Genomic DNA, 16,533 nt, shown 5'->3' with positions numbered 1-16,533 from the left:
ATAGCTGAGTCATAAGTACTGGCGTAGTTGAAATAACCTACTTGCGACAAGCGCTTCAAGTGTTGAGTTCAAGTTCAAGTTAGACACAGTTGTAAACAAATGATGTTTTCTCGATAGCATATGGTGAGTGATACCATTGCCGGCTTATATTTTTATCGGCTGAGTTCGTCAGCTTTTCCGCTTTTTCAGCTGGATACAATCGACCCATTGTTGGAGTTATTTTGAATAATACTAAAGGTAGTCTTTTTATGGTTGCTGCTATGGCGGCATTTTCTATTGAAGACATGTTGATTAAATCGGCTGCCGAAACCACTTCTATTGGTCTGATTTTAGCGTTATTTGGATTGGGCGGAATGTTGATTTTTATGCTGCTGACTTGGCGTAAAGGGCAAACAATTTTACACCCAGCACTGATGTCCAAGCCAATACTCATACGTGCAGTTTGCGAAGTTGTGGGTCGATTCTGTTTTGCATTGGCTATTACGCTAACGCCGTTATCGAGTGCCTCGGCCATTTTGCAAGCCACACCGTTGATCGCAATGATAGGTGCAGCCTTATTGTTTGGTGAACAAGTGGGTTTTAAACGCTGGATTGCTGTATTGGTTGGTTTTTGTGGTGTGCTGATGATCATTCGCCCTGGCCTTGATGGCTTTGAAGCAACGTCTTTATTTGCCGTCGTGGCGACCTTAGGTTTTGCGGGCCGCGATTTAGCCACTCGTGCAGCTTCACCAGTGTTGTCTAATATGCAACTTGGAGTATATGGATTTTTTGTATTAATCCCGGCAGGCATTGCCATACAGTTATACCAACACGAGCCATTACAACTTAGTTCTACCGCCGCAGTGCAAATTATCGGTGCAATTGTGTTTGGGGTGATGGCGTATAATGCCCTCACAATTGCTATGCGTGCTGGCGATGTATCGGTTATTTCTCCTTTTCGTTATACGCGTTTATTATTTGCCTTAGGTTTGGGGATATTTATATTTGGAGAGTCACCAGATTTAGCGACCCTTCTTGGAAGCCTGTTGGTGGTATTAAGTGGCGGATATACCTTAATTCAAACGCGTAAAACAGTCTCAGCAAGTTTGATAAAGAGTCGCGCATGAGCAGGGGGAGTCGATTCAGCCTGCTGTAAGGTATAACAAGGTTAAACACTGCAAGGTTAGAGAGTACTAAGTTAGAGATTATTAGGTTAGACATTACTAGGTTAGAGATTATTAAGTTAGGCATTACTAGGTTAGATATTAGCGATAGACATTAATGATAGAGAAAATGTTTCGCATAAGCTTGATGACGGATAAAAAGCGACCAACGTTAAATTAACGGTGGAAGATTCATTTTTATAAACCAGATATTTTTGATCTAAAACTCATACTCTGTAGCATGAAGTGTCATACTTTGTTGCGTGATAACGGTAGCAAATAAAAGTGGCTACTTACTAAATACTTTCATTTATTAAACGATAAAAATCAATAACAAAGACCTGAGCTTATTTTCCGTTATACTGCCTTACCCGCTACATACCCTTATTTAAGAGGTATCAAAAATACCATGGATATCAAAGGAACCTGCATTTCATCTACAGCAGATGAGCACGGCCCCATTTATGTTTATCAAACAAGAAACAGCCGCATTCTTAGCTTTGATGGAAAAATCTATCAAAGCTGCATGAAAATCAATGATATTAATGGATTACATCTAGGTTACACCCAAGCCATGATGGCCGGTTTATTTTTTATTCCCGCAGTAACAACAGCCACAATCATGGGGCTGGGTGCTGGTTCAATGGCTAAAATATTGCTCAGTAGTTTCGTCGATTTGAAGGTGCACGCGGTTGAATACCGTGAAGCAGTAGCGAAGGCTGCAAAAGAATATTTTTATTTACCAGAAACTGAACGTCTTGCTATTCATATAGACGATGCGGTGAATTACATTAAAAATACCGACATAAAAAGCGATATTATCTTTTCAGATCTATACAACTCACAAGGTATGGAGCCGAAACAAGTACAATCATCCTACTTACACAATTGTAAAAACGCACTCAATCAGCAAGGGGTTTTGGTGCTCAATATCTGGCATACCTCAGCTGAATTACGCCAAGAGTTAGATGAATTACTCGCGCTCGAATTTGAAAATCGATTACTCAGTTTTGACGTCGAAAGCGGCAATACCATCGTGCTTGCATTCAAAAACGACATTCCTGCGATAAAAAGCCACGATCTACTGGCGAAAGGCAAAGCGTTACAAGAGCAAATGAGTATTCCAATGGAACGTTACGCCAACTTACTCTGCGATGCACAAGGTTGATAGGCCACCGATTGTTATCTTAGGTGACGTTTATCTTAGGTGACGTTTAACTTAGATGTCTTTTATTTTAGACGGTTTTAGTTCATGTTCTGAGGCGAAATATTTTATATGTTACCGCCGCGAGTTTTTATGACTGGCTTATCAAGCCGGCCTTATACATTGGCCCCAAAAACAACTTCTTGTTTTGAGTCTAACCACATTGGGTTTTGTACCATCACCTTGCTGAACATTCGACTCTGTAAATAATCATTGAGCCATTGTCGTAATTTGGGGTAGGGGGATTGTAAATACCATTGTCGCTCAACTCTGGCAAACTGACGAATAAACGGCATTAATGCTAAATCTGTCAAACTTGGTTGGTCAGACATTAAATATGAGTGCTGGCAAAGCCTTGATTCGAGATCCGCAAGATAACGCTCACATTGTTGTCTATCTTCTACAAGCGACGGTTCATGGTAGCGTTTAGAACAGCGATATTTCTCTAAATGTCCTTTGAATTCATTATCAAATATCGCAATAACCGCCAACATTTCAGTTAACGCGTTTGGTATTGCTTTACTAATGTAATCGTCAGGGTCTGTTTGTAAAAAAGCCCATAGCATGATAGATAAACTTTCATCGATGACCTCATTATCTGCGGTGACTAAAACTGGCACTGTACCTTTGGGCGACACCGTAAGCATTTCGGCAGGCTTGTTACTTAGCGCTAAGTCGCGCAGGTTTACTTGCTGATTAGATGCATAAATGGCCAGTCTAGCGCGCATTGCGTAAGGACAATTTCTCAACGAATAGAGTACAGGTAATACCATGATGTTGTTTATTATCTCTCAGTCAGTAATGCAGTTAACAAAATAATTCTCTTCATTTTATCACTAATACATCACCCTATAAATATTGATTACGGTAGCCTTTTATGAAGATTCAACGGTATCGTTTGAAGCTCATTTCTGACTAGATAGCGGTCTACCTAATTAGAATCAGCAATAGTATCGGTGTAAATCTGTAGTAGACGTTTTATGTTAATCAGCAAGGGAATAACGTGCTGTGCTGATTAAGTGTTGCATCTTAAATGCACTGCCATCGTTGACAGTTTATTTCTCCCTGGTGTGCTTTTACTTGGCCTATTAGGCTTTAAATGTTGGATGCATTTATTTTATATGGGGAAGTACTAATGGCACCTTTTTACCCAATCAACCATTGTGGATGACTAAGCTTGCTCTTTTGTTCAATGTTTCAAACAGCAAAATAGCCATGATTTTTGCCATCTAAAGTGAGTGTTTGAGCATTAACAATGCGTGCCATATTTTATGGTGCATTAGTATCACTTTGTAGGTAAAAATTATTATAAATTATAAAAAATAATAATTATTTAGTCTGATTTATTCGTTCGAATTACTCTGTTTTTTCATCAACATTACCTTTTGGTAGTATCTAAAACGTGGTTTTTGTCTCCATTACATCATCGCCTGATTCATTTCTATGTTACTAGCCAATACAGCCTATTCGGGCTGATTTCTCAATTTTTATTTAGGCGTCATTCTAAAGGATGATGATGCTAAGCTATTGAGTAATATAGGTGAAAATATGACTTTTTATTGATCTGACCCCGTATTATTTTAATAGGTTGATGTTGAAGGATTTCCCTCGCCAAAAACGTGTTTAACGCTACTTTTATGGTTTTTTGCCTCTTGAATTTAACCATGGTTTTTCTATGGTTAATAACAGGTGCAAAAGTAAATATCTCGAGTGCTGTAAAAGTAAGATATAGCATCGTGTGGTTACAAAAATAATGTACTACTTATTGCTTACTTGCCGTCAGTTTTTTATTGAGTGACGACATTTGTTGTCAATTTGCAGTGCGTGTAGGTGTTGAAGCAGAGTTAACGTGTTTAGGTTAAAAATAAATCCAGGAGGTCGTTATGTCTAACTAGTTTAACCCCAACAATAATTACAGGAGGTTGTTATGTTATTTGTTAAATACTTTAATAAAAGGCCAATTGCCCTTGCTATCTCTTTAGCATTGCTGGCTTCAATAGGAAGTGCGGTGGCTTATGAATCGCCAGTGCATGTGTTTTCTGTTAATGACGTACTGGGAGGGTTGAATGGAGTGACCTTCGCAGACGATCAAACGATCATTTGTGGTCTTGGCCCAGTGAGTTGTCCTGATGATAATCCAGCGCTTCTCGACAAGTCGGGGGTGATGTTATATCCAGTGGATAGCGAGTTTGGCTTTTATGTGGTTGATTTTCTAGGCGCGCAGCCCAAAGCGCGTAATGGCGATTACCTAGAAGGATTCGTTGGTAATATTGACGAAGGCGGAGGGGTGATTGGTATTCAAGTTGCGAATGCTGCCACCGAAAAATACAAGGTAAAACCACCTTTGGGAACATGGTGTCAAGGGCTTGGCGGCACCTCGGTAAAATGTGAAACAGAACATTATACCGTTATGGAACATGCGCTTAGTTGTTATGAGACCATCCCATACTTTTTTGCCACCCCTGATGGTACACAAGCAACTATATCAACCCCAGACGGTAGTTTGTCTTTTGACTGTGCTGGTGCGCCACTAGATGATAATGTCCAAATTTTAGTCGGTGGACAGCCAGATCATCGTTTAACTACAGCTGTACCCTGTGAAACAGATGGTCAGCCTGAAGGGTGCCAAATGTTTCCTAACGACAAGACCAACATGCTTGATAACATCGCCTTAAGCAGTGATTATTCCGTGCAGCTTAAAGATGATGGTAAGCCACTTTATGGTTGGGGCGGAATACATAAACGGCCGAACGATATCCGCATGTATGCCCAGTTGGCACTCCCTGAAGAATGGAAAACATCCACAGAAAACTTTGTCGTTACACGTGCTGAGCTTGTGGTTAACCACTGGATCACCAATAACCCTAATGACCAACTTCGTCCAGAAGACCTGGAAAACGAAGCTGCAACAGGGCGTAAACCTTCCTATAGAATTGAAGGTGATGGTGATGCAGCCGTATGGAAAAGTACGGTCCCGTGTTATGAAGGCGACAGCGATATAATCGATACTGAAAGTGGCGCTTTCGATCCATCCTTTATCGGTGTCGGTACAATATTAAAGAATACCCCTAAAGCACTGGATCCTTTGGCTACACCAGGTGAAAGCGCTTCAGAGCACCCTTATGCTTTCTCATCAGATCTCGCTGGTGGCTATTCTAATGCTTACTATACCACCATCAATCGTGACCCATTTGAATGGTCTTATGATGCCAATCCTGATCCAAAAGTTCAGGATTTCATCGGTAGTGCACTGCCAAATGCGTCACTCGGTGAGCTTGTCTCAGGCCCCCGTTGGAGACTTAAACCTAATAAGTTTGGTCAAGACTTGCCTGGGCTGGAGATCCCGTTGATTGAATGTAGCGCGCCGCCTTTTGCCAAAGAAAATATTAAGTATGAAGTAGGTACGCCAACGACCACTGTGATCAATTTACTTGACTGGGAAGAGGGAGAAATATCTCCGCTGGCAACCAGTCGAGGTTGGGTTGATGTGACTGCAAATGAGTATGTCACTATTGTCACTGAGGACGGCGAACCAGCGGTTACCAGCAATGGTTTACCGATGACATCAGATTTTGACCTTGCGGTTTACATTAAGGGTGATAGTAAATCAACAGCCTTATATAACGCACAGCTCATTATCGAATATGAAGGCGAAGTTCCTGTGGTGAATACTGATGTCGATGTTGCACTGACTGCTTTTGCAGCATCAGCTACAGTGTCCTTTAATCAAACGGTTGCAATGGTTGTCGATGTGAGCAATCTTAAACCCAGCAGTGTCAGTGGTGAGGTAACCATTACTGGAGTCACTAACCAAGGCGTGGTTATTGAACTGCCGCCGATGGCTTTCAGCGACTTGGCTGAAGGAGATACGATTTCATTAAATGCAAGTTGGACAGCCAACATCATCAGAACGTCCGCTGTTAGCTGGACGGCGACGGTGACAGCTGAAGGCGATCTTAATAGTGATAACGATACTCGCACCGCAACAACAAAAATCCGTAGATGATAATTAAGGATTAGCAGGTGAATCAAAGGGGGAGAACTTTTGTTTCTCTCCTTTTAACTTAACCTAATTGATATTGTTATTAACGGTCTTTACGGACTTAGAAGATAGGAATAGCAAATGCGCATCATACGAATAATCTTTGTCTCGGCCATTATTTTATCCTCGGCGATTACCTCGTTATTCGCTGAAGAAAACAGCGATCCAATCCAACCGGCAACTACCATTCCACCGGCTACTGCAACCACGCCGGTGCTAGTCACACCAGCTGTCACGCCAGCTATCACAACTCCGGCAGTAACGTCGGCTGCGCCAGTAACGCCAGTTATAGCAAACCCTGCAGTAACCCCGCCAGCGCCTAAACAAAGTGCGAAAAAACCGGCAATGGGTCACGATTACCAAAAAAATATGCCCAAGCTTGGCAAAGGTGATCCCAATTATCGTGGTGGGAAGGAGGTTGTATCTGATGCTCAACCCATAATCAACAATCCAGAGAGTCAATCAAAAGAGCCATCAATCATAGATAACCAGCGCAAAAGTGGTGCAGATGTAGGTTTTCCTGGCTACCGCGGCGAGGGAGACTCGGCTTACCCACAACATCAACAATATCAAAATCCGCCACGGTTTCCGGCTGAATCAATAGAGACTACTCCAGCAGATACGTCTCCAGTACAGACTAAACCAACCGAACAAAATAGTGATGTACAGACAAATAAACCATCGGTTGATGCTTCAGCAAATAAGGTCAAAACACGTGCGATCATTAACCAACAGCGCAAAGGAATACTTCATGCAGCCGCATTTGGCGACGAGCCAGCGGTAAAAGCATTGCTCAAGCGAGGAGCTAGTCCAGATGCCAGAGCAAAAGACAGAATAGGGCGAACAGCATTAATGCTAGCGGCATTGAGTGGTCATGAAAACGTGGTTAATACACTGCTTAAACAAGGTGCTAACGTGGATTTAAAAGATAGAACAGGCCATACCGCACTTAACTGGGCGGCAAATCGCTCACACCTGAACATAGTCTCGTTACTACTCAACTATGGCGCGGATATTAATATCAAAGATAATGGCGGTACTTCTCCTTTGTTATATGCGGTTGCCACTAGCAATGTGGCAATGGTGAGTTTATTGCTTTCACATGGCGCTGAAACTGAGTTACAAAGTGCTGAAAGTAAGATGACGCCACTGCTACTGGCCATTGAGCATAACGATATTGAATCGATTAACCTTTTACTAGATAACGGAGCTGATGTTAATGGCACAAACAGTGATGATTTTTCGCCATTAATGGCCGCGGCAGAGCAAGCTCAGCCCAAGATAGTGCAAACACTCCTCTCTCATGGTGCTGAGGTCAATCGATATGATAATAAGCATTTTACGCCATTGTTCTACGCTGCCGACAAGCAACACATCGACATCATGCAGCTGTTATTAGCCCGAGGTGCAGATGTCAATTTACGCGATAATAAAGGCCGAACCGTTTTAATGCGCGCCAAGCAGCAAGGGCATGCAAACGTTGTAGCGTTATTATGCACAAAGGGAGCTAAATATAACGCCGATGGATGTTGAGATTGAAAAGAAAATCGAGTTTGGTGTTTGACCGGATTAATCAAATTAACGTTTGTTTTTAAATACAAAAAAAGCCTGTAAGCATTTTATGCATGCAGGCTTTTTTATTTTAGATTTGGTCGGTATCTTCCTGTGTTAGGAGAGGATTCTAATTTCCGCCCTATGGCAGAGCCATGAAAGCTAGCTCTGAAGCTGGTAATCACAGGGTTGTCATAGTCTAACCCCCAAATAGTTACCATAAAAGGTGACCCTTATTTTGAGCTTGAACTTATCAGCGTTGGGAACGGGGTGATGTGAGAGTGCCGTTTGATGATGTGTCGGCAATATGCGCCCAGGTGTTTAAGTTAGGGATAGATGACATAAGGGCGATGATTGATGGTGAAGAATAATGATGAAGATTAATGTGCAGCAGCTGCAACATCAACAAGTGACGCTGAACATGAAGGCGTTGCGTCATGGGTTAACACGCTGGGGTAACTATTGGGCCTATCAAGAATATGGCCAAGGGTTCGCAGGCCGAAGCCAGTGCTACAAGTTAGGCTAGGTGATTGTTTAAGGTAGTTCGGCAGTAGTCGAGGTAACGCCCCCACTAGAAGTAAGACAGTTCGACCAGATGATTGAGCGGTTAACACCGCAATGCATACGGGCCATTAGAGCGCACTACATCTGCAAAGGGCATTGGGCATTGGTGGGATTTGATAGCAAGAAGTCTTGTGTGTATTGGTTGAGAAGGGCAGAGATTTCTTTAATTAATTGATGTGGTAAAGTCAGTATAATTAATATAAATGGATTGAATTTAATTGAAAATTTATTTTTTGGTATCATGTTGTTTACTTTTTATAGGCGTCATTCTTGGTCAAGGAGTCGAGTTTGATACTTCTTTGTGGCTTGGGTTCATTTCTTTAGTTGTTACTATTGCCACTTTGGGAATTGCTTATCGTGCTTATAAAGTATGGAGAGTACCGATTTTAACCGGCTATGTTAACTCATTATCTGAAATCATGATGGAGCGAGAAATAGCTTTTTCAAACTTATCTTATTCGATGTTAAAAGGCTCAAAGGGTGGCGAAATATGTAACGTTGTAATGTTTGCTGAAGTGTCACATTTTATCAATGTAGACCGAGGCTTGTGGCTAAGAGGCCTGTTTCTCATTGAGATTATTAATAAATCTATACCTGACTCTGCTTCATTCTTAAATTTCTGGCTCGAATATCAATTAGATAAATCATCATCTTATGAGCCAGTTATTTTGGATGAGGGTGACGACAAAAATTATGACCTTTGGAAAGAGATAATGGATAAGCACAGCGAACTTCAACCTCAAATCTGGAACCAGCATAATTCATTATCAACGTTAATAATTATGAATGACAAATGACCTACGGCTATAAAAATTAACAAGTATTTTATGGGTTCTTCTGGCTCGGTGTACTGCGGGGGAGGACAAGCGCAGAGCTTCACTACATATGAGAAATTTAGGTGGTTGTGTTGTTGTTTTATGGACTATGTAAACTCTATTCGCGTTAATACCCCGTTTTAGTTTTGTTAAGTCTATGAAAGTGATGTTTAAATACTGATTTGTTAGGCATTCATTTTGGGAGTTTGTTCGATCTTTCTATATACCAACTTTTTGAACACTCAAATAGATCTAGTCGATCTGAGTGGCTGAATGAGTTTAGCAACCTAGTTAAATACTCTCGGCTTTAGATTGATAATGACTCTAGCCTATTGAATTAATGTGCTTTTGTTAAAAATCATTTACATAACGAGCCATATCATTTTCGGTTATCTACATTCTCGCTTCATCCAGACTAAAGAGTGATTGATTCGCGAGATTTAAGCTGATAAGTTACTAAAATTATTAATAATTAAAGTGGTATAGATGCTGGGTTTTGGTTGACTTCTCAAGATGTTTATCGAAATTCTAGCTAATACGCTGTTAAGCATCAGTAGAGTTTAGGCAATGTTTTATCAATCAAATTATAATAAAAACCTATTAATTGCCCCTATATGGAAATGGCTAATTATTGTCTTCTGGGTTTTATTGGTTGCAGTAATATTTTCTCCGGCCACTGAGCAAGGAAGTATCATCTGGTATCTCGGGCTTTCAGCATCCATTTTTTTAGTGGCTGCTTGTATATTGTTGGTTGCTTTTGCACTTGTTGTCATTTTCATTAAACGGAAGAAACTGGGTGTTTTGAGTTCCATGCTAGCTTCGTTATTTGTGATCATATTTAATGTACCTGGAAGCATGGTTTTATATGCATACTTAAAGAATCAGAGAGTTATTGGGTAATGCAAAGCAAGTCAATCTGACAGCTTACTCTCCACTTGTGTATGTGCGGTAAAATATTCGCGCATGCACAAGTTATGTTACTGCTGCAATTGCTTGCAGCGTTGAACTAAGCCGCAGCGCTAATGCTGACTCAATCGAGTGTATTAACCTCATTGAATCAGTTAGACTTAAAAAAGATGTGATGGAACACCATAATGACAAGGGATTTTCAATGAAATACGTACAAACCAAGCCATATTGCCAGTTCAAAATTGCTCTACAGCCCAGTGCTAGCTTCAAAAAAAGCAAATCCCTATAGCATAAAGCGTACCCATTAACCTGGACTCGGCATCGGCCAAGTCCAACAAGCGATTTATGCCTTGCAAATAGCGCAACGCATAAATACTAAAACGTTATGTATAAACCGAGACTTAGTGAGTGATCGAAATATTTTTACTTATGTATATTCCGTTGGGTACATATCTTCTAAATAAGTGGAGAATGTATTTGAGCACAACAGCTACTGGCCGGAGCGGTTCATATATCATTGTTTCAATTATTACGGGTGCAGCTCCATTGATATATGCGCGGTCAATAGCGCCAGACCATTCTGCTTTACTAGTGGTTTTGGCTGGTATAGCTTTATTTTGGTTTGCCATAGTTGGGGCGCGCAGTGTTTCCACATAACAAGTTAAATCATCGAAAAACCACTCACTGGCTGCGCCAAAGCGTTCGTGTTTTCCTCTGTTTAAAGCGTTGAACTAAGCCGCTGTGCGGAGCCAAATGCTGACTCAATCGAGTATATTATCCTCATTGGATCAGCTAGACATAAAAGAGATGTGATGGAACACCACAATGACAAGGGAATTGCAATGAAACACGTACAAACCAAGCCATATTATCAGTTCAAAACGGCTCTACAGCCCAAAGCCAGCATCAAAAAAAGCAAATTCCTTTAGCATAAAGCTTACCCATTAACTTGGTCTCGGTATCAGCCCAGGTCCAACAAGCGATTTATGCGTTGTAAACAGCGCCGTAACGCATAAATACTAAAGCGTTATACACAAGGAGTTTGTAAATGCCTTTTTCTGCCAAAATGACTTTAATGTTGCTTTACTTGAGTTCAGGAGTCAGCATTACTCTTGCTGCATGGATGATGTTCGTCGTAGATGCTAGGCCATCAACTGCAGTTTCACAGTTAATTGCTGGAGCAGCCTTTTTTTTGGTTGCTTCTGCTTTGAAAAAGCGAGATGAAAAATCTTTGATTATTGGTTTAATAGGGACTGGTGGATTACCTCTTTTTTGGCTTTGGAAGGCTTATGACCAGTATTTTTACGATCTTTCTCTGTTTGAGGCATTTAGAATTTATCCGATATTGGGAATATATATCATCCCCTTATTTGCAATGATTTTTTTGCTATTACCAGCCTCAAAAAACTACTTTAGACCTAAAGCTGAAAGTTGCGTATAACAAGCCTTTAAATTCAGACTCACCAAGGTTGTCATGCCATTTGCTGCGCAAATCACCCGCCAGCACCTAGCTCACTTATTAGAGGGACGTTAGGCAATCAATAAGGAAAGCATTATGAAGTTAATCTCCACTATTATTTTAATAGCAGCTGTAATGAGCCCGCATGCATTAGCAAGCACAGTCTCTGCAACGCAGCAGTTAGGTGTCTGTTTAACAGATTCAATGAATGGAAAAGAAAGGAAGAATTTAGCTAAATGGATCTACTTTGGTATGTCCCAGCATAGCACTATAAAACCTTATTCAAATGTCTCAGATGCTAACTTAGATCAAATGAATAAATATGTTGGAGAGCTTATTACTAGATTAATAACTAAAGATTGCAAAGAAATATCCAATAAGGCTATGGAAGAAAATTCAGCAGCATTTGAGTCTGCATTCAGTATTGTAGGGAAAGTGGCAATGCAAGAGTTAATGACAGAATCATCTGTCTCTCAAAGTTTGGGTGCATTTGAGAAGTACTTAGATACCGAAAAAATCGAAGCTGCTTTTAAATAGCGGCCTAACAAAAAGTGGGTGTTAGCACCTGCGGTGCTGGGACGGTTAAACTTCGTTGGTTACAATCGATTTAAGGCAGGTTTAAACGTTATTCAATTGATGTATTTTTGATTTGTCTCAAACCAAGTGACGTCACTCAGTTTGAGAAATATACGATATTGCCGGTCTCAAACCACCCGTTTTCATTTCTCAAACCTCGCGACCCGCTACATTTAGACATTAAAAAAAGTTATGACAGAAATAACGTAAGTTGTAATTGTAGAGCAGAGGATTTGACCGGAGTTTGACCGGATTAATAAAATTCACGTATTATCTTTAGACACAAAAAATCCTGTAAGCAGTTGATGCGTACAGGATTTTTTATTTTTAATTTGGTCGGTATGAGAGGATTCGAACCTCCGACCCCTGACACCCCATGACAGTGCGCTACCGGGCTGCGCTACATACCGAAATGACTTCGTTTGACTTTAGATATAATGAAAATATCATCATACATATCAACCACTTAGTACGGCTGTGAGCCTCGGGGTTACTAAGTGAGTAATTACTGTATCAATTGCGATTTGTTTACGCAAGTAGTTAGTTATCAGTCGGTTATCGATTGATTATAAACTATCCATTCAATAAAACGTTCGACCTTATCTATGCATAAGCAAGCATAAGCATGCATGATAGTGCTTAATGAAGAGCTCGTTTACAACGCGATATTATAAATACCTTATTGATTATAAAGTCTACGACCTTCACGCATTACTTGGATCAATTCTGGTGCGCTCATTTTCTTATCTAAACGTTTTTTATAGTCTAAATCGTAAATGCGGTATTTACCGAAACTATCCAATACTGTTATTTCAGCTTTTTGATAAATGGCAAAGCGGCGGCTGTCGCCTATGTAAACCCAGGTTTCATTATTAGGTTCTAACAAGCTGCGGCCTGAACTGTAATCTGTACTTGGATTAGTGCAGCCTAACACATGGCTTAGCAAGGTTGGCGCTATGCCGTAATGGCTGGTGCGGTAATTCACTTTATTACCATGGCTGTCGGGCCAATGGATGATCAGCGGCACTTTAACATTACCTGGCGATAAATCGCTGCGGGCGTCGCTGGTATTACTGGTAAAGACCTGGCCGTAAGTGCCAGTGATGAGCACAATGGTATCATCACTAACGTTATTGAGTAAGCTTGCCAGTTGTTGGTCTATAAAGTTAAGTGATTGACGATATTGATTAAACAGCACCTTTTGCGCAGGCTTTAATGCCATATGCGGTTTGATGGTTTGTACGCCTAAAAATCCGACTGGGGTGTCGTAATCTTTTGGTGCGGTAAGATTCACTAAGGCAAACCACGGTTGTGTTTGTTTTGGCTGCCAAGCATTCACCGCATTAATGGTGTTGATATCGGCATCTGCGCTGCCATTATCGCCTTCGCTGATATGAATGTTTATACCGCTGAACATTGCACTATTAGCAGCGTATTGATCATTTTCAGGCGCAAACATGGCTAATTGATAGCCTTGTTGTGACAGAGTGTTGGTCAATATTGGGCTGGTGCTATCAAACTCTTTGCGATCGCTATAATTGCCTTGTAAGCCATACATGAGGGTAAACATGCTGGTTTCAAAGTCTGTACCACCGCTATAGTGATTCATAAAGCGCTGATTTTGAATACGATACTGGCTTAAGAACGGCATGGTGACACTGTCGACCATGTCTGCGCGTAGGCTGTCTATGCTGATAACCATAACATTGGGTTGGTTGTCTACAGTACATTGCATCGGACTGATGGGATAGCTCAGCTTACGTGATTTAGTGTTGCGAGACTCTGTTGACTGCATGCTGCTGTCAATGCCGTGATTTTCCATAAACGAGCGTGCTGTCGCAGGGTATGACACTGGATAGGCGTCGTCAAAACGGGTGACTTCAGTCATATTGGTCGCGTCGGCCCAAATATGAAATAAATGGCTGCTGACAAAACAGATACCGACAAACAGCACCACTTTGTTGCCCCATTGTTTTTTCTGAATTTTGTCTATGCGTTTCCACAGATAATTGGCTGCGGTAAGCTCTACAATCACAATGACGATAGGTGTCACTATATATGAAGTGCTGTGTAATAGCGCGTTGAGATCTTGCCAGGCTAAGTCGAACGCAAAAGGACTTAAATGGATACCGTAGTCGTCATAAATAATGGTGTCATACAGTAGGGCATATAAACCAAGAGAGGCGATAAATGCAGCAAAACCACGTAAAATTTTGGAGTAAGGTAATAATAAGGTAATCGGGAAGATAAAAATTAAGTAACCGATAAAGGCCAAAAAGGTAAAATGACCAATGGTGCTGATTGACAGGTAAGCCCAACCAATAATGGTTTCTGGGTAGCCGACACTGCCAATATATCGAGCGCCAATTAACATCGCTAATATGCCATTAAAGAAGGCAAACCAGTGACCCCAATTAACTAAGCGTGACACTTTATCACGCGTCATTTGCTGCTTTTTGCGCTCGATCATGTTAACTCGTATTCCTACGTTATTATCACAGACTATTTTCAGTGTAACTGATTGTTAGCATTGGTGATAAATTTTATTTAGTCGATTACTTAACCGACTGTGTTAAGGCTTTAGCAAATTGCTCGGCAACTTTTTGACGTGATTCACCTGGGACTTTTTTGTCGAGTAAATGGGTCACGCAATTGCCCAATACCATTAGGCTTAAATCGGTAGGAGCTTGATGCTTAGCTAGTACTGCAAGCAGCTCGCTGATAAGAGCTTCAACTTGAGTGTTTGTGTATTTAGATTGAATTGCCATAGTCAGAAAACTTCAATAAATAATGAATTAGCTGCACATAATAACGGATTTAGCCGGCGCTCGCCTCAAGTTTTATTCGCTGTATGTGAGGAATATTGTAAACCCTTGTTCGATTTATACGGTTGGTCTGATATCATTCTTTTTTAAAATAACATCTGCGACAGACTAGGATTAACAAGGCTTATGAGCATTAGTATTGAGCAAGCAATTATTCACGAAATTTCTCAAGACAGTCAGGGACAAATGCGTTGTCGTTTACGTCCGCAACCGTTGTTGAATACTCACGCCGTTGAAACCATGTTAGAAGAGTTGCATCAAACCTATTCGGGTAAAGCGGGCAAGGGATTTGGTTTTTTTGGAACCCATGGCGATGATGGCGAAGCCAACAGTGAATTTTCTGATGCTCTGACCGGTTATCGTAAAGGCGATTTAGGTTTTGTTGAGTTTAGTGGTCAAGCGAGCCAACTATTGCAACAAGAACTTGCCAAGTACGATTTTAGCCAAGGCGGTTTTTTGTTGATGTCTTGCTACACCAGCATGACAAGCGACTATTTATTTGTGGCGTTATTAAGCGCTAAGTCGTCGATGACAGTATTAGATGACATGGAATTGTCGCAAAACAACCATTTAGATTTAAATAATATTCAGTTAGCGGCGCGTATAGATTTAACCGAGTGGCAGGCAGATAAAAGCTCACGTAAGTATATTTCGTTTATTCGTGGCCGTGCTGGCCGTAAAGTTGCCGATTTCTTTTTAGACTTTATGGGTTGTGTCGAAGGGGTGAACACTAAGGCGCAAAACAAAACCTTGATCCATGCGGTTGAAGATTTTGTCGCGGGCAGTGAGTTAACCAAAGATGAACGCCAAGATTGCCGTAACAAGGTATTTGAATATTGTTCTGAGCGCGCTGACGCTGGTGAAGTGATTGAGGTTAAAGACTTAGCTGATGAGTTAGCGGATTCTGGTATGGATTCATTTTACGATTTTGCTTGTGGCGGCAGCTATGAGTTAGATGAAGAGTTTCCAGCTGATAAAGCCAGTTTACGCAGCTTGAAGAAGTTCTCGGGTACCGGCGGTGGGGTGACATTGAGCTTTGATGGCGGCCATTTAGGTGAGCGGGTTATTTATGATCCGATATCTGACACTATTTTGATTAAAGGCGTGCCAGCTAATTTGAAAGACCAATTAGATCGTCGCTTAAAAGGCGAATAACGTAAGCTTAATTGGTGTTGTTACAACAGCGTCCTATTTGGGCGCTTTTTTATGAGCGAAGATAATAGCGAGTCTAGGTTTAACGCGTGCTATGCTTTGGTGAGTTAGTAAGTAAAGCGAGCTAACATGTTGTAGCATCTAGTATTGCGTGTGATTTTTGGGTTCAATAGCGTGCAAAGTGACATTAACTTACGCAGATTTTTTATCTCAATATACTGATGCGTAAACATTGTCAGTGGCGGTGAACTTTGCAACGTTTTGTTTGGATTTATCTAACGGCTTAGCTCATGG

The 16,533-nt window shown here is 41.0% G+C and carries 13 protein-coding genes and 1 tRNA gene; 9 read left to right on the top strand and 5 right to left on the bottom strand.

Going from position 1 to position 16,533, the window contains the following annotated elements; all coding sequences use genetic code 11:
* Window positions 1-221 precede the first annotated feature (221 nt).
* Together EGC86_RS12845 and EGC86_RS12840 are read left to right on the top strand one after the other, a co-directional pair.
* The gene (locus tag EGC86_RS12845; RefSeq protein ID WP_245423150.1) at window positions 222-1,106 is read left to right on the top strand and encodes a DMT family transporter; all 885 of its coding nucleotides are present in this window, start codon (window positions 222-224) and stop codon (window positions 1,104-1,106) included.
* A gap of 445 nt (window positions 1,107-1,551) precedes the next feature.
* On the top strand, window positions 1,552-2,310 hold the full coding sequence (locus EGC86_RS12840) for a spermidine synthase (protein ID WP_123777812.1): 759 nt from the start codon (window positions 1,552-1,554) through the stop codon (window positions 2,308-2,310).
* Between the two features lie 152 nt (window positions 2,311-2,462).
* Here the strand turns inward: EGC86_RS12840 and EGC86_RS12835 are convergent, their stop codons facing one another.
* The gene (locus EGC86_RS12835; RefSeq protein WP_123777811.1) at window positions 2,463-3,119 is read right to left on the bottom strand and encodes a glutathione S-transferase; all 657 of its coding nucleotides are present in this window, start codon (window positions 3,117-3,119) and stop codon (window positions 2,463-2,465) included.
* A 1,154-nt stretch (window positions 3,120-4,273) separates the two neighbouring features.
* On the opposite strand from EGC86_RS12835, the gene EGC86_RS12830 reads away from it, so the two are divergent.
* The 4 genes from EGC86_RS12830 to EGC86_RS12810 all read left to right on the top strand — a co-directional run bounded on the left by EGC86_RS12830 (window position 4,274) and on the right by EGC86_RS12810 (window position 9,300).
* Window positions 4,274-6,352 carry a hypothetical protein gene (locus EGC86_RS12830; protein ID WP_123777810.1) on the top strand — a complete coding sequence of 693 codons (2,079 nt, stop codon included), beginning with the start codon at window positions 4,274-4,276 and terminating at the stop codon, window positions 6,350-6,352.
* 117 nt (window positions 6,353-6,469) lie between these two features.
* The gene (locus tag EGC86_RS12825; protein WP_123777809.1) at window positions 6,470-7,921 is read left to right on the top strand and encodes an ankyrin repeat domain-containing protein; all 1,452 of its coding nucleotides are present in this window, start codon (window positions 6,470-6,472) and stop codon (window positions 7,919-7,921) included.
* Between the two features lie 388 nt (window positions 7,922-8,309).
* Window positions 8,310-8,465 carry a hypothetical protein gene (locus EGC86_RS21235; RefSeq protein WP_425376032.1) on the top strand — a complete coding sequence of 52 codons (156 nt, stop codon included), beginning with the start codon at window positions 8,310-8,312 and terminating at the stop codon, window positions 8,463-8,465.
* Window positions 8,466-8,721: 256 nt separating this feature from the next.
* A complete protein-coding gene (locus tag EGC86_RS12810) occupies window positions 8,722-9,300 on the top strand; it encodes a hypothetical protein (RefSeq protein WP_123777808.1) in 579 nt (192 codons plus the stop codon).
* 602 nt (window positions 9,301-9,902) lie between these two features.
* Here EGC86_RS12810 and EGC86_RS12805 read toward each other — a convergent pair.
* The gene (locus tag EGC86_RS12805; RefSeq protein WP_123777807.1) at window positions 9,903-10,130 is read right to left on the bottom strand and encodes a hypothetical protein; all 228 of its coding nucleotides are present in this window, start codon (window positions 10,128-10,130) and stop codon (window positions 9,903-9,905) included.
* Between the two features lie 1,145 nt (window positions 10,131-11,275).
* Between EGC86_RS12805 and EGC86_RS12800 the strand changes: the two genes are divergently transcribed.
* On the top strand, window positions 11,276-11,668 hold the full coding sequence (locus tag EGC86_RS12800) for a hypothetical protein (RefSeq protein WP_123777806.1): 393 nt from the start codon (window positions 11,276-11,278) through the stop codon (window positions 11,666-11,668).
* Between the two features lie 114 nt (window positions 11,669-11,782).
* Window positions 11,783-12,223, top strand: a complete 441-nt coding sequence (locus EGC86_RS12795) for a hypothetical protein (RefSeq protein WP_123777805.1) — start codon at window positions 11,783-11,785, stop codon at window positions 12,221-12,223.
* A 372-nt stretch (window positions 12,224-12,595) separates the two neighbouring features.
* Here EGC86_RS12795 and EGC86_RS12790 read toward each other — a convergent pair.
* The 3 genes from EGC86_RS12790 to EGC86_RS12780 form a co-directional block, all read right to left on the bottom strand.
* Window positions 12,596-12,672, bottom strand: a tRNA-Pro gene (locus EGC86_RS12790).
* A gap of 269 nt (window positions 12,673-12,941) precedes the next feature.
* A complete protein-coding gene (locus EGC86_RS12785) occupies window positions 12,942-14,732 on the bottom strand; it encodes a DUF3413 domain-containing protein (protein WP_123777804.1) in 1,791 nt (596 codons plus the stop codon).
* Between the two features lie 85 nt (window positions 14,733-14,817).
* Window positions 14,818-15,030: a YejL family protein gene (locus tag EGC86_RS12780; RefSeq protein WP_011637946.1), complete on the bottom strand. Its 213-nt coding sequence runs from the start codon at window positions 15,028-15,030 to the stop codon at window positions 14,818-14,820.
* 183 nt (window positions 15,031-15,213) lie between these two features.
* Here EGC86_RS12780 and yejK point away from each other — a divergent pair, with 183 nt between their 5' ends.
* Window positions 15,214-16,242, top strand: coding sequence for a nucleoid-associated protein YejK (gene yejK / locus EGC86_RS12775; RefSeq protein WP_011637945.1), 1,029 nt, complete (start codon window positions 15,214-15,216; stop codon window positions 16,240-16,242).
* The last annotated feature ends 291 nt before the right edge of the window (window positions 16,243-16,533 follow it).

This window comes from Shewanella frigidimarina, assembly GCF_003797125.1.
In the GTDB taxonomy this organism is placed as follows: Bacteria; Pseudomonadota; Gammaproteobacteria; order Enterobacterales; family Shewanellaceae; genus Shewanella; species Shewanella frigidimarina.
The sequence above is the reverse complement of the archived record's forward strand: the minus strand, read 5'-3'. Positions and strand labels throughout refer to the sequence as shown.